This is a genomic window from Marinagarivorans cellulosilyticus (assembly GCF_021655555.1).
GTDB lineage: Bacteria > Pseudomonadota > Gammaproteobacteria > Pseudomonadales > Cellvibrionaceae > Marinagarivorans > Marinagarivorans cellulosilyticus.
The window spans coordinates 1,069,724-1,083,372 of sequence record NZ_AP023086.1; the positions used below are offsets into that span (position 1 = coordinate 1,069,724).

Annotated in this window: 11 protein-coding genes; 4 read left to right on the plus strand and 7 right to left on the minus strand. The window is 47.4% G+C overall.

What is annotated here, in order from left to right:
• Positions 1–153 precede the first annotated feature (153 nt).
• The 4 genes from MARGE09_RS04240 to MARGE09_RS04255 all read right to left on the minus strand — a co-directional run bounded on the left by MARGE09_RS04240 (position 154) and on the right by MARGE09_RS04255 (position 4,725).
• The gene (locus tag MARGE09_RS04240; protein ID WP_236986110.1) at positions 154–1,152 is read right to left on the minus strand and encodes a DUF4198 domain-containing protein; all 999 of its coding nucleotides are present in this window, start codon (positions 1,150–1,152) and stop codon (positions 154–156) included.
• 7 nt (positions 1,153–1,159) lie between these two features.
• Complete coding sequence (locus MARGE09_RS04245) at positions 1,160–1,720, minus strand: DUF2271 domain-containing protein (RefSeq protein WP_236986111.1); 561 nt, start codon at positions 1,718–1,720, stop codon at positions 1,160–1,162.
• Entirely contained in the window at positions 1,720–2,448 is a 729-nt protein-coding gene (locus tag MARGE09_RS04250; protein WP_236986112.1) for a PepSY-associated TM helix domain-containing protein, read from the minus strand. Before MARGE09_RS04250 ends, MARGE09_RS04245 begins: the two co-directional genes overlap by 1 nt.
• A gap of 84 nt (positions 2,449–2,532) precedes the next feature.
• Positions 2,533–4,725, minus strand: coding sequence for a TonB-dependent receptor domain-containing protein (locus MARGE09_RS04255; protein WP_236986113.1), 2,193 nt, complete (start codon positions 4,723–4,725; stop codon positions 2,533–2,535).
• A 119-nt stretch (positions 4,726–4,844) separates the two neighbouring features.
• On the opposite strand from MARGE09_RS04255, the gene MARGE09_RS04260 reads away from it, so the two are divergent.
• Positions 4,845–6,062, plus strand: coding sequence for an AraC family transcriptional regulator (locus MARGE09_RS04260; protein ID WP_236986114.1), 1,218 nt, complete (start codon positions 4,845–4,847; stop codon positions 6,060–6,062).
• 6 nt (positions 6,063–6,068) lie between these two features.
• Here MARGE09_RS04260 and queG read toward each other — a convergent pair whose 3' ends face one another.
• The 3 genes from queG to MARGE09_RS04275 are packed head-to-tail and all read right to left on the minus strand — an operon-like array spanning position 6,069 to position 9,954.
• On the minus strand, positions 6,069–7,187 hold the full coding sequence (queG, locus tag MARGE09_RS04265) for a tRNA epoxyqueuosine(34) reductase QueG (protein ID WP_236986115.1): 1,119 nt from the start codon (positions 7,185–7,187) through the stop codon (positions 6,069–6,071).
• Positions 7,188–7,190: 3 nt separating this feature from the next.
• Entirely contained in the window at positions 7,191–8,714 is a 1,524-nt protein-coding gene (locus tag MARGE09_RS04270; protein WP_236986116.1) for a bifunctional GNAT family N-acetyltransferase/carbon-nitrogen hydrolase family protein, read from the minus strand.
• 10 nt (positions 8,715–8,724) lie between these two features.
• Entirely contained in the window at positions 8,725–9,954 is a 1,230-nt protein-coding gene (locus tag MARGE09_RS04275) for a methyltransferase (protein WP_236986117.1), read from the minus strand.
• 238 nt (positions 9,955–10,192) lie between these two features.
• Between MARGE09_RS04275 and MARGE09_RS04280 the strand changes: the two genes are divergently transcribed.
• From MARGE09_RS04280 to MARGE09_RS04290, 3 genes are all read left to right on the plus strand, one after another.
• On the plus strand, positions 10,193–11,701 hold the full coding sequence (locus MARGE09_RS04280; protein WP_236986118.1) for an NAD(P)H-hydrate dehydratase: 1,509 nt from the start codon (positions 10,193–10,195) through the stop codon (positions 11,699–11,701).
• Positions 11,702–11,722: 21 nt separating this feature from the next.
• Positions 11,723–12,205, plus strand: a complete 483-nt coding sequence (gene tsaE / locus MARGE09_RS04285) for a tRNA (adenosine(37)-N6)-threonylcarbamoyltransferase complex ATPase subunit type 1 TsaE (protein WP_420828084.1) — start codon at positions 11,723–11,725, stop codon at positions 12,203–12,205.
• 81 nt (positions 12,206–12,286) lie between these two features.
• The gene (locus MARGE09_RS04290; protein WP_236986119.1) at positions 12,287–13,642 is read left to right on the plus strand and encodes an N-acetylmuramoyl-L-alanine amidase; all 1,356 of its coding nucleotides are present in this window, start codon (positions 12,287–12,289) and stop codon (positions 13,640–13,642) included.
• The last annotated feature ends 7 nt before the right edge of the window (positions 13,643–13,649 follow it).

Genomic DNA, 13,649 nt, shown 5'->3' on the forward strand with positions numbered 1-13,649 from the left:
TGGATAAAGTACGTCTTCTGTAATGGCGCTATAGGTTTGGCTTAGATGCGGTTGTATTTAACACTGCCGCAAGGGGTCCATTAGCGGCAGTGCTTAATGCATTGGGTTTAGGTCGGGAATCCTTTGGGGCCGCAATGCAAGGTTTTTGGGTGCTTATTGTGGTGTAACTTCAAGGGTCAAAAAGAACGCGTAAATATCTGTATTGCTCACCTTGTTGGCATCAGAGTTTTTCGATCGGCTTGGTAGTGAAAGCTCGCCTTCAATTAAATAAAGTCCTGGCTCTGACCATGTAATACTGAATTCCCCTTTCTTGTTGAGGGTGGGGGTTTCAGTATTACGTTGGTTGCGGTAGCGAGTATTGTGGTGAGTGATTTTTAAATCTACCGATTCTTGCAGGTCTTTATCTGTAATGGCTTTACCATTAAATAATAACGTGTATTTAGCGGCTTCTTTTGCAAATAGCTCGTTAGGGTGGGTATTGTGCTTTAGCTCTAAGCCTCTACCCGTTGGCGCAATGGCTTTATTGCTAAGATCGTTTCGGGTAACGTAGGTATGAATATCGTTATAGATACGCAATGTCTTTAGCTCTGTTGCACCGTTGGGTAGTTTTTCTTTTACGTGCTCTAGTGGGCCGAACAAACGACTCGGTGTGCCATCGCTCTTTTTGAATAAGGTGACATCTACCGGGTTTTGAATAACATTAACGCGGTAGGTGCCTGAGTGTTCCAATGTAAGGGCTGTGGCGCTTTTACGGCCTAGGTTTACCATGGGTAAATCCGCGCCGGTTTTGCCATCGGGTGTAATAACATTTACACGCGTTGAATTCAGCATTTTTACCATGGGGTTATTGCTTTGATCTTCACCTTTGCTGGCTTCGGCTTTGTCGTTAAGCGCTTGAATGGGAATGCCACCAAGAGGAAGGTCTGGGTGGAAAATATCATTAGAAATACTAAAGTCGATGCTTACCATCGGGGCTTTATCGCCAGATAAGATACTGTGGCTGGGAATAACCCACCGGCTATGGCCGAATGCCGAGCTGCACAGTAGTGTGGAGCATAGACCAAGAGCAATAGCTCCTAAATGCATGCCTTGTTTACTCTTGCGTATTACATGTTGATTTTGGCAACTTGCCGGTAGTGTCTTAATAAACATAGGGCACCTAGTTAAAAGTTTTCGGTAATTGAATTGTGGTTTGGCCTATTTCGCCATCAGCGGGAATTGTTATTGTGCTGCCTGCGCTATCTTGCGTGAACATAATTGGTTGCCGAATATAAGTTCTATCACCCTCTTCGCGCACCATTTCAATATTCAATAACAACTCATCGAGTTTGATGGTTTTCCCTTTGTTGTCTTTGCCATCCCACTGTAATGAATAAGTACCAGGCTTTTGTGTGGCGCCGCTAAGGCCGTCTAAGCTTTGAGCGTTGTGCAATTTGCGGCCTAGTTTTCGCCACCATTGGCGCATATCTTTTAGCCATGTTTCGTCGTCGTACCATACCGCCAGTGTTTTAATGGGTTTTCGGTTTGTATCTTCTAGCCACACGGCCACAAATGGGCGATGGTAAGGTGATGCATCAATGGTTGGTACGGTTATAGTGATATCTAATGCGTTTTTTTCTTTGGCATAAGATGGCATTGTCGTGAGCGGTAAAAGCAACAGTGTAATGCTGCACAAGTGCAGACACCGCTTAATTGTGCGTATTGGTTGAATCATTTTCATTATTCCACTCCAGTTAATCGTGGTACCCATATCCAATACAATAATATTGGGGTTATTAAACCGATGAATCCACAGATAAGGCCTGTACGTCGATATTTTTTGTTTTGCAATAAAATAAATAAACCCGCGACAGAAAATAACAGCATAGCCGCCGCGCTAATATCAATAACCCAAGACCATACAATGCCAGTGTGACGACCTTTGTGCAGGTCGTTCATTATGGTTAGCCATGAGCCTTTTCGGTATTCCAGTTCCATTCTTTGCTCATCAAAAAGCAATATGGCGCTGGCATATCCGGCGGGTAATTTGTAATCAAAAATAATTTCGCCTGCGTCCTCATCCAGTGCAATATCATTAACAGGGTGCAAGTTGTAGGTATTTTTTAAGTGTTGCCTTAGTGCATCTAAGGGAGGATCTGCAAAAAATGTTTGGGAACTTTCTTCAAGTAGCGTATGGATATTCTCGGGTAGCGTCATTTCTACAACGTGATCGGAATGCTGTTGCTTAAGCCAATCGTTGTGATTAAGCGCAATGCCTGTAATGCAAAAAAGAGCGAGCAGTATGAGTAATGCCATCGATAAATAAACATGCACCACACGAGCTAAAGAAAACCAGTAACGCAAGTTGCTGCGTGGCCGAGCCTTAGCTCGCGCAGCGCTAGGCCTTTTTTTATCTGCCTGCAAACGGCTATACACTAAAAAACAGTAATAAGGCGCAGAAAGTTTCATGAATATTGATGCCCTAACCTCTAAGAAATAGCGCCAGCGTATGAGTCACTTCAGTATAAGTAAGTACACTGGCGCTAGGCGTCGTTAAAACTGGTAAGAAACACTACCTTTAATATTTCGGCCGGGCTCGTAATCAGTTAGGAATAGCTCGCCAAATACGGGGTGAAAGGAAACCCCTGTGCGCGACGCTTGCGACGCGTAGTATTCGTCAAATAAGTTGTCTATCCCGAAAGTCAGAGCTAAGCCTTCAGCAAATTTAGATGGGGTCCAGCGGACAGAAATATTGTGTACGCTATAGCCGTCTTTTTCGTTATTCAACGTTGCGCCGTCTAGGTCTTTTCCTGCTGGCAAGCTGCTAACATGCATTACGTCGTAATGAAATTTTAAGTCGGCTTCCGGAATAGCGTAGTCAATCATTAAGCTAAAGGTATCGCCTTGCTTCCGATCGGTGCGGGCGCCGTCGAAACCTTCTTGGGCAATAATTTGCTCATTGCCGTCGTCATCAAGTACTGGTGCGCCGGCACGGTCCACCACGAGGTAATCCATTTCGGCGTATTCTTCAAAAGCAGAAAGTTTGCTATCGACTGATGAGTAAGTCAGTAAAATATCGAGGTTATCGGTGGCATAGCCCCAGTAAGCCTCTAAACCGCGTAAACGCATGTTACCGATGTTGTCTTTAGGGAAGGGCGCTTCGTACAGTGTGTAATTAATATAATCGTAGATGTAATCTTCAATAACGGTTTCAAAGGCAGTAAAACCTGCGCTAAAAGCAGAGCCTTGATAAGCGAGGCCAAATTCGGTATTCATGCCTGTTTCTGGGTCGATGTCAGCGTTGTAAACATCACCGGCACCAGCGCCATTAAATACCTCAGAAAGCTCTGGGCCTTTAAATAATTGCGTCGCGCTCGCGTTGAACGTTAGGCCTTTATCGAGTTGGTATTCTAGTGCTAAAGCGAATGTGGGTTCGCTAAAGCTATCGTCAATTAAGTGGCTTTTAATATCCCAGGTTTCGTAACGTACACCCGGTGTTATGGCGAGCTTATCGGTAAGGGCTATTCTATCTTGAATAAAAACGGCTGAAGAGGTTGCTTCTTCTGTGGCGGTTGAAAGCTGATTACCGTTTTCACCGAAGGCATAATATTCGGTGTCATATGCAATAACATCAACACCATAGGTAATTTCGTGGGTGATGTTATTGCCAAGCGAATGCGATGCCAAAATGTTAAAGCCATTATTGGTTGCTTCGCCTGTTTGCAAATAAGTTGCACCGCCGCGGCCTTTACCTAATTCGTTGCGCTCAAGCGTGCTGATATTGCTATATATTGCAGCTTCTACGCTACTGTTATCCCAATCGCCGTTGTAATTAAGGGTAAGTGTGTCGCGGGTAAATTCTGTTGGTAGCAATACCGATTCCCCGTTGCCAATGGCTACGTCTGTGGCTATGCCCATATCTGGGCGCGAGCTGTAATCACCTTCGTCTTTGTAAGCTTCATAGCCAATTTTAAAGCGTTGGTTGTCTGTAATATCAACACCAACTTTTAATAGGGCGTCGAATAAATCACCTTCTAAACCGCGTACTTTGCCGTCGGTGTTTTCAATAACTTGACCGTCGGCATCTTTAATTTCGCCACCACCTACTTCGTAGTTGTCGCGGGCAACGCTATTAACGTAACCCAAAATATCCACAACTGGGCCAAGTTGCGCGTACAGGCTGCCAGATAGGTTCGTGTAATCATTGCTTGCTACGGTAGTGTTAATGCGCCCGCCAAATTGGTTATCTGGGTTGAGTAAGTCTTTGGCCGATCGAGTTTCAAAACGCGCTACACCACCAAGGCCGCCGTTAATAACCGAGTTATTACCCACTTGAATATCTGCAGATTGCAAAATGTCTGAGTGAATTTGTAAGTTACCCATGTGGTGGAACATATAGGTATTTTGGTTGGCACCGTCTACGCTAATGCGCAGGTTTTTATCATCAAGGCTTCGAATAGTAATGCGTTGGTTGAGTGAGTGCGCGCCGCCAACATCAACACCGGGAATCACGCGCAGTAGGTCGCTAAGGTGGTCGGCCTGTCGAATGGCGATGGCTTCTTGGCCGAGGTCGATTGAGGTGGCTTTTACTTCTGTACCCCAGATGTAAATTTCTTCAATAGGGGGATTTTGTGCATTCGCTGAATCGCTTTGTGCAAGGGCATTAACGCTGAGAGAGCAAAGCAAGCCGGCGCTAATGCTACTGATTGCTGTGGCTAGGGGGGATTTTTTTAACGGGTACAACATGAAAGCTCCTGGAATTGTGCGCAAATTAGCAATTCGCGTACTACTTATCTAAATGAGAATGATTTACAATTGCAGCGGATTTTACGTAGCCAAGTAGCAGAGATCTAGGAGATTGCGTTATGCAAAACAACCAAAGTGATATGCAAGATGGTCTGGTGGCGCTGTCGCAGCCGCCGGCTGCTAGCTCGGTTTTGCCTGTCAGTGTGCAGCGGTTAGAAAAAATGGCGGCTAAGGCAGGGCAGCACTACAGCCTTGCTTGTTTACAAACTGGTGCAGTGAATGGCAAACAAGTGCTAACCGAAGAAGAGGCTGCAACGGTATTAGATGGGCAAGTTGTTATGCAGGATGCCGGCGATGCTTTAATGGTGCACACAACCGATGCCGTTGCCGATAAGGATTGGATTGCAGAAATAGATTTGCCGGCAGGGCTTATCTTTTGTTTTGTGGATGATGGCGAGCTTAGGTTTAAGCTAGATGGGCAGGACTATCACTTTGACGCAGGCGCAAACCACAATATAGATACGGCTGATTGCAATAGGAAGTGCAATAGTAAGTGCAATAGGAAGTACAATAACAATTGCTTTTTATTACAGTTAAATAAGCCCGCTAGGCTAACGCGCTATATTGTGGCGGGCATTAAAACCAAAAAGCTAAATGTCACCGCTAGCCGCACTTGGCTTGCAAGGCATTTGTTGTCTGGCGAGGCTAGCGATAACAATGCGGGCAAATTGTTGTCGCTGCCGCTGGCGCACGGTGAAGTGTTGCGCTGGCAAGCTGGGGCTGCTTTAACGCAGGCGGCGCTGCAATTGTTACGCTGCAGCCAACAATCTAATCATCATTCAGAAGGCAGCTATCTTTTAGCCGATAATTCGCCCTTAGGGTGCTTGTTGTTACAAGGGCAGGCTACCCAGTGTTTGGCGTTAGCCTTAAATGAAGGTTTACAGCTGCAGCAAAAAGCAGCGTGTAGCGCGCCCCAAGCGAATGCTATACAGCAGCGCTTTATGACGATTGTTGAACGTTATGTTCACAATGCTGGTGATGCCACAATATTAAAGGCGGCCGCAGGGCCTGTGAATAACGAGCTTAATATTCGCAATATTGCCAAGGAATTAGGCATGAGCGTGAGTGCGGTGCAGCGTTTAGCGAAGCAAGTATTGGGGGATAGTGTTGTTAATTATATTCGTTCTAAAAAATTGGATATTGCGCGCAAAGCCCTGGAATCTGGCTCAATGACTATTGGTGAAGTCGCCTACCAAGCGGGCTATAAACATTCGTCCAATTTTGCGATTGCCTTTAAAAAAGCGTTTGGTATTTCGCCAGGGGCGCTGAAAAACTAATAATATTTATACGCGCTTAACTTTTCGTTTGCGCCGGTGGCTGGGTTTTTGTTGCTGTGCTATGGCCCATTCGATGTGTTCTTGCACCATTGCGCTTGCGGATACTGCCTTTTCTTTAAGTGCAGTTAAAATAGCTTCTTCGGCTGGGGCATTACCTAAGCCTACGGCTAAATTTCGTTGCCAGCCTTCATAGCCTATACGACGAATAGCCGAGCCCTCGGTGTTTTTAAGAAAGGTGTGTTCGTCCCATAAAAACAGTGTGAGTAGGTCGCTATCATCGAGTTGGTGGCGCGGTAAAAAGTCTGGCTCGGCGCTAATGTGAGCATATTTGTTCCACGGACAAATGGCTTGGCAATCGTCGCAGCCAAATACCCGGTTACCCATAGGCTCGCGGAATTCTTCGGGAATGGCACCTTTGTTTTCAATGGTTAAATAGCTAATGCAGCGCCTAGCATCCAGCGTGTATGGCTCGGGAAAAGCATCGGTAGGGCAAACTTTTAAACACGCTGTACAGCTGCCACATAAATCTTCTGTTTTTCGATTATCAACAGGCAAAGGCAAGGAGGTAAATATTTCTCCTAAAAAAAACCAGCTACCGGCTTCACGCTGTAAAACCAGAGTGTTTTTGCCTATCCAACCCAAGCCGGCTTTTTCGGCCAGTGGCCTTTCTAGTACGGGGGCGCTATCGACAAAGGCGCGCTGGGTGGGTTCGGTTAAGCCGGCGGCTTGCGCTGCGTTATTAATTTTTTGGGCGAGGGTGGCTAAGCGCTTGCGCATTAATTTATGATAATCGCGGCCCATCGCGTAGCGAGCAATATAAGCTTTGTTGGGTTCTTTGAGTATTTTTATGTGAGCACTATTTTGTGGTAAATAATTAAGGCGCACAGAAATAATGCGCGCAGTGCCCGGCAGTAAAGATTCTGGTGTGTGGCGCATGTCGCCGTGGTCGGCCATCCACGCCATTTCACCGTGGTGGCCATCGGCTAGCCACTGCAATAATTTTTCGCGGTAGCCATCCAAGTTAGTATCACAAATGCCAATATCGTCTAGCCCCAGCTCGGCGCCCCATTGTTTAATAGAGTTGGCCAGCTGGGTGTAAAAATCTGTTGTTACGATTTCAGACATGGGCTATTTTTTTACAGTAATTTCGTAAAGATCGGTTCGGCGATCTTTAAGGTTGCGTACAGAGCCTTCACTGTGAAGTATTTTTAATTTAGACATATCTAAATCGGAAAACAGTAGCATTTCGGTATTGGGTGTTGCTTCGTTTAATACCGCATCGTGCGGGAAGGGGAAGTCGGAGGGGGTTAGTACCGCCGATTGGCTGTATTGCACATCTAAGCTTTCTACCTCAGGCAGGTTACCAACGCTGCCGGCAATGACTACATAACACTCGTTTTCAATGGCGCGCGCTTGGGCGCAATGGCGCACGCGTAAGTAGCTGTTTTTGGTGTCTGTCCAGAAAGGGACAAATAAAATGTCGAGCCCTTGCTCGGCCATTATGCGCGACAGCTCGGGGAATTCCACATCGTAACAAATAAGAATGCCAACGCGGCCGGCATCGGTTTGGAAGACTTTAACCTTATCGCCGCCGCGAATCACCCAGTCGTTGGCTTCGTGTGGCGTAATATGAATTTTGCGTTGTTCGTCGACTTGCCCATTGCGGTGGCAAAGGTAAGAGACATTGTAAATTTCATTGCCTTCGGCCAGTGGCATAGAGCCGGTAATAATGTTGGCGTTATATTCAATAGCCATGCGTGACATATCATCGCGCAGTTGGGTTGTGTATTCGGCAAGGTGGCGAATGGCGGCTGTTTGTGAGGGTTGTGGGCTTAATGCCATTAGTGGTGCATTAAAAAATTCGGGGAATAGAATAAAGTCGCTTTGGTAATCCGATACCGTATCTACAAAAAATTCAATTTGCTCGAGCATGGCTTTGTAAGAGTCAACGGCACGCATTTGCCACTGCACCGCGCCAACGCGCACTATGGATTTTGGTGTGTCTAATACGCTATCGCGCGGCTCGAATAAAATATTGTTCCACTCGAGCAAGGTGGCGTAGCCTACGGATTTTTCGTCTTCAGGTAAGTACTTTTTAAGTAGCCGCTTAACTTGGAAATCGTTAGACAATTGAAAGCTTAATATAGGGTCGTAAATGCGTTTGTCGTCTACCTCGCTAATGTATTGCATTGGCGATAGGGTGTTGCTGTGTTGATGGTAATTAGGGATGCGGCCGCCGGCTAAAATTGCGCGCAAGTTATATTGCCGGCACAGCTCTTTGCGGGCGTCGTAAAGCCTGCGCCCCAAGCGTAAGCCGCGATGGCTTTGGGCGATAACCACATCTAGGCCGTAGAGCGCATCGCCTTCGGAATTGTTGTTAACTTGGTCGTTGGCGTCGACAATATCTTCGTAAGTATGCGGGTTGGAAAAACGTGCATAGTCAACTTGTACACTTAACGCTAAGCCCACTAAGTGGTTGTCGTCCAATATCCCAATTTGCCCTTCGGGGAATTCTTGAATTAAATATTCGATGGTATGGCTCGGCCACGCGCCGCCCAATTCAGCATAGACTTCGTCCATTAAAGCTTTAACTTGCGGGTACATCTCTAACGACAGGTTGCAAATTTCTAAACGCGTTTGCTCGGTGGACATAAAATTCTCGTTATTTAAAGAGGGGGTAAGGCTTGCTCAAAGGCGAGTTAGCCGCGTTAATATCACGGTTTGCCAGCAACAACAAGTTGCGCGGGCTAATGTGGTTGGCGCAAAACTGTTGCAGGCTAACGCTATAGCCTTGTTCTTCGAGAAAAACCGCTTTATCCAGCGCTAGCCACAACTCAAGCGGCCGCCTAAAGCAGTGTCGAATGGCATCGTGGCGCATCATTTGTAGGCGTTCTTGTTGGCCTTGTGCTTCAAAAGCTGGCCAGTCGATTGTTGCTGGCAGGTTAACTTGGTGCTTGGGCGCAGCCCATTGGCAAAACTGTTCAAAATTATCGTGCGACTGCTTTTGTTTTGACGGCAAATTTTTGTACGGAGTGCCCGGCTGAAGCGTTTGGCGCAGGGCTTCGTAACCTAAGCGCCAATTTAATTCGTTTGCCCGTTGTTCGCGTTCGCGGTTACCTGCAGTAATTTGGTTTTGTTGGGCCAAACGCAGCGCTTGTAAATTAAGGCTGGCCGGTAAAGCGGTTGCTTGGGCGGCTGTACAAAGCGCTTGGTAGTGTGTGGCTTGTTGCCGGTGATAACAGCAAGGCGCTAAGGCAATTGTGCTGGCTTTATGCTGGGTTGCTGTGTGTAAAAAGTGGCAGTGCAGCTCGCCGCATGCATGCAGTGCCATCCAGTGTGGTGCTTGTGTTGCGCACTGGATTGTACCTTGGGCTGTAGTTGCCGATAGCGGTAATTTGTGGATGTCCGCATTGATGAACTGTTGCGGTAGCTTGAGTTTATTGGCGTATTGCTGCCCTTGTAGGCACAGGCTATTTTGCCATTCAATACTGATAACCGGTTGCGCGCAAAGCCAAGTGTGCAGGCGGCCAAGGTGGCCTTTGCCTGCGCACCATTCAATGGCAGAAGCCGAGCTGTTGGCGTGCGCATTTTGCGTGGTAGCAGCGCAAAACCCTTGTATTTGCTGCCATTTACGGCCAGGAATATCTGTATGCAGCCAAAAGGGAATGCTTGGCAATTGAGTCGTTACCAGTGCCGGCTCGCACTGGGCTTGCCATTCGAACAGTGTTGGGAAGTTGCCTGCAAAGTAATGGGCTTGCTGTTCTACGTCGTTATCCAGCGCCCACAGTTGCGCTTCGTTAAGGTGGGCGATTTTACTAAGTGCCCAAGTTAAGTGACCGGGGCGTTGGGTAAAAGCATTAAAGTCCCAATAAGGTCGCAGCTCTGACAGCAATTGTGCGCCGTATAGCAGCTTGCTTGTGTGGCTGTTTAAGGTAGGTAATAGACTGGCAATAATCGTGATTCTTGTATTGGGGGCGGCATATTGTTGGTTGTATTTTACGTGAGCGCGCTAGCCATTGGCTATTTATTGCAGTGCTAGTCTTGCTGGGCCTGTTGATGCGGCTAAAGCAGGGCAGAATGGGCACTGTTGCAGTATACTGCGGCTTTAATTTGTTATAAGTGTTTGAGTTATGTCTGAAAAACCTGCCGTCCCGCCGTTACCGCGTTACTTGTATCTTTCTGAGCAGGTGCGCGAGCTAGATAAGCTGCTTATCGAGGGGCATAAAACCCCCGGCATTGTATTGATGAAGCGCGCTGGCAGGGCAACGTTCGAGCTGCTTGAAAAGTTATTCCCGCACGGCTCTATCACTGTACTTTGTGGTGCGGGCAATAACGCTGGCGATGGCTATGTGGTGGCGGCACTGGCCGCGCAAGTGCGCCGCGATGTACAAATTTTAACCGTTTCCCCACCCGAAAAGCTAACTGGCGATGCGCGTCGCGCTTATTTATACGCTAAACAGGAAGGCGTAAATATTTTGCCGTATTCAACGGGTGCTGCCCGTCACTTACCCGATGGCTGCGTTATTGTGGATGCACTAGTCGGTACGGGTTTAAGTGGCGAATTGCGGGCTAATATTCAAGATGTGATTTGTGAAATTAATGAAACGCGCTTGCCGGTATTGGCCGTTGATGTGCCATCGGGTTTATGTGCTAACACTGGGCGAACGTTAGGCGAGGCTATCCGCGCTGTTGCGACCATTACGTTTATTGGTTGTAAGTTAGGTTTATTGACCGGCCGCGCGCCAGCGCTAACTGGCGATGTTTACTTTGACGGTTTAGGTGCCCCGCGCATTTTGTATTCGGCCTTTACACCCGCCGCTTTTTCGGTGGATTACACGGGGCTTAAACGCGAATTACCCTTTAAAGAAGCCGATGCGCACAAAGGTCAAAGCGGGCACGTTTTGGTGGTCGGTGGCGATTTGGGCATGGGCGGTGCGGCAATAATGACAGCCGAATCGGCAGCTTATTCTGGCTCGGGCATTGTGAGCTTGGCCACGCAGCTCGACCACGTTATGCCAGCACTTGTACGCAAGCCAGAAATTATGACCAAAGGCATTGATTCTGGCGGCCAGTTGGCGCCAATGCTACAGGCGGCTAGTGTTATTGCCGCTGGGCCGGGCTTGGGCCGCGGGAGTTGGTCAGAGCAATTATTGCAGCAAGTGCTAAAAACCACTAAGCCCTTGGTATTAGATGCTGATGCACTAAATTTATTGTCGGACTCGCTACATAATTATGCCGGCCGTGGTAATTGGGTGCTAACGCCGCACCCGGGCGAAGCGGCGCGCTTGCTGCACACCAATACCGCTGTTGTTCAGCAAAACCGTTTTGAAGCGGTTAGCGAAATTCAGAAAAAATACGGTGGTGTGGTGGTGCTAAAAGGCGCGGGTACATTAATTTGTGATGGCAAGCGCACGGTGGTAGCCAAAGTGGGCAACCCGGGCTTGGCCACTGCTGGCAGCGGCGATGTGCTAACGGGTATTATTGCTTCTTTAATTGGGCAGGGCTTAAGCTTGTCGTCGGCGGCGCAGTTAGGTGTTTGTGTGCACGGCGAGGCTGGTGATGCTTTGGCTGAAAAACATGGGCAATTTGGTTTGGGGGCAAGCGAGCTTGCGCCTTACGTTCGTCAAATTCTTAAGTAAGTTAAGCGTAGAGCAATAGCCATGAGTGATATGCCGGCTAATAATGAACAGTTGTCACTGTTTTTGCATAATGAGTTAGATACTGTGGCGTTGGGTCAAAAAATCGGCGCGGCGCTGCAAGGTTCTGCTGGTGTTATTTTTTTATCGGGTACGCTCGGTGCGGGTAAAACTACGTTTACCCGCGGCGTGTTAAAACATTACGGCCATTCAGGTGCGGTAAAAAGTCCGACATATACATTGGTCGAACCTTATCGTTTGGCTGAGCGAGATATTTATCATTTTGATCTTTATCGCTTGGCGGACCCAGAAGAACTCGAGTATATGGGAATTAGAGAATACTTTGATGGTCAAGCATTGTGCATTGTTGAGTGGCCAGATCAAGGCCAAGGCTTTTTGCCTAAGGCGGATCTCGTCATTAACCTGCTACCTTCAGGGGAAGGGCGCGAGGCGCAATTAATGGCCAATACTCGTGTGGGAAGTGCGGTAATACAGCAGTTAAACTAATGAATGCGTACTAGGCGCGCTGTTTATGCCGTCTATTTTTTGTCAATTTCTCGGGAACGGATCTCGAACAGGGGGTTAGGCATGTCGCGTAGGCGATGGCAAAAACCATTTTTATTGTCGGTGGTATTAGGCTTTATTGTATTTATTGGCAACGTTGCTGCCGTGCAGGCGGCACAAGTCGATAGTGTGCGGCTGTGGCGCGCGCCGGATAATACGCGTTTGGTGTTCGATTTGTCGGCATCGGCGGATCACAAATTATTCACTCTAGAAAACCCTAGCCGAGTTGTTATTGATATTCACAATACCGAGCTTAAAAAAGGCTTTGGTGATGTTCCTATTGATGATACCCCCATTACTAAGATTCGCTATGGCGATCGTGGTAATGGAACATTGCGTGTGGTTTTAGATATGAGTGCGCCGGTTAAGCCGCGCAGTTTTTCTTTGCCTAACCACGGCGACAAGCCAGACCGCTTAGTGATAGACCTTTACGATGGTGATAAGCCCACGGTTAAAACGGTAACCGCAGTTAAAGAGGTATCCAATGGTAAACGCGATATTATTATTGCCATTGATGCCGGCCACGGCGGTGAGGACCCTGGTGCACTAGGCCCCAAAAATTTGCGCGAAAAAGATGTGGTGCTAGCAATAGCGAAGCAAATGGCGCGCATGGTCGATAGCACTCCAGGTTACAAAGCTAAATTGATTCGTGATGGTGATTATTATATCCCCCTAAAAGAGCGCCGGAATAAAGCGCGCGATTTAAGGGCCGATTTATTTGTGTCTATTCATGCTGATGCATTCAAAAACCCGAAAGCGCGCGGCGCCTCTGTATTTGCGTTATCGCGCACCGGCGCAACCAGTGAAACAGCACGTTTTTTGGCCTCTAAAGAAAACGATGCCGATTTAATAGGTGGCGTGGGCGGCGTATCCTTAACGGATAAAGACAATATATTAGCCGGTGTATTAGTGGATTTATCCATGACAGCCACCCTAACCAATAGCTTGCAAGTGGGAGATCACGTCTTAAAAAATATGGGGCGGATTTCCCGCTTACATAAAAAGCAAGTGGAACAAGCTGGTTTTGCGGTGTTGAAGTCGCCAGATGTGCCTTCAATTTTGGTCGAGACGGGTTTTATTTCTAATCCACACGAAGCAAATAAGTTGGCAACCCATAGCTACCGTAAATATATGGCTAAGGCAATTTTTGATGGTGTGAAGCATTACTTTGAACAACAGCCACCTGCCGATAGCTGGCTGGCTTGGCACCTCGATAAAAAGCGTAAAAACTTGCCTTCGGAATACGTAATTGCCAAAGGCGATACCTTATCTGATATAGCAAAGCGCCACAGCGTGAGTGTGAAACGCTTGCAAGAATATAATCGCTTAAGCAATGCTTCTATTCAGGTAGGGCAGAAGCTGCAAATCCCTTCGAGTTAAACCTGCA

What these genes read in the sequence shown, in the direction of transcription:
- tsaE (WP_420828084.1), top strand. Translation starts at nt 11,723, where the DNA reads ATGAGTGATATGCCGGCTAATAATGAACAGTTGTCACTGTTTTTGCAT.
- MARGE09_RS04255 (WP_236986113.1), bottom strand. Translation starts at nt 4,725, where the DNA reads ATGTTGTACCCGTTAAAAAAATCCCCCCTAGCCACAGCAATCAGTAGC.
- MARGE09_RS04290 (WP_236986119.1), top strand. Translation starts at nt 12,287, where the DNA reads ATGTCGCGTAGGCGATGGCAAAAACCATTTTTATTGTCGGTGGTATTA.
- MARGE09_RS04245 (WP_236986111.1), bottom strand. Translation starts at nt 1,720, where the DNA reads ATGAAAATGATTCAACCAATACGCACAATTAAGCGGTGTCTGCACTTG.
- MARGE09_RS04250 (WP_236986112.1), bottom strand. Translation starts at nt 2,448, where the DNA reads ATGAAACTTTCTGCGCCTTATTACTGTTTTTTAGTGTATAGCCGTTTG.
- MARGE09_RS04280 (WP_236986118.1), top strand. Translation starts at nt 10,193, where the DNA reads ATGTCTGAAAAACCTGCCGTCCCGCCGTTACCGCGTTACTTGTATCTT.
- MARGE09_RS04260 (WP_236986114.1), top strand. Translation starts at nt 4,845, where the DNA reads ATGCAAAACAACCAAAGTGATATGCAAGATGGTCTGGTGGCGCTGTCG.
- queG (WP_236986115.1), bottom strand. Translation starts at nt 7,187, where the DNA reads ATGTCTGAAATCGTAACAACAGATTTTTACACCCAGCTGGCCAACTCT.
- MARGE09_RS04240 (WP_236986110.1), bottom strand. Translation starts at nt 1,152, where the DNA reads ATGTTTATTAAGACACTACCGGCAAGTTGCCAAAATCAACATGTAATA.
- MARGE09_RS04270 (WP_236986116.1), bottom strand. Translation starts at nt 8,714, where the DNA reads ATGTCCACCGAGCAAACGCGTTTAGAAATTTGCAACCTGTCGTTAGAG.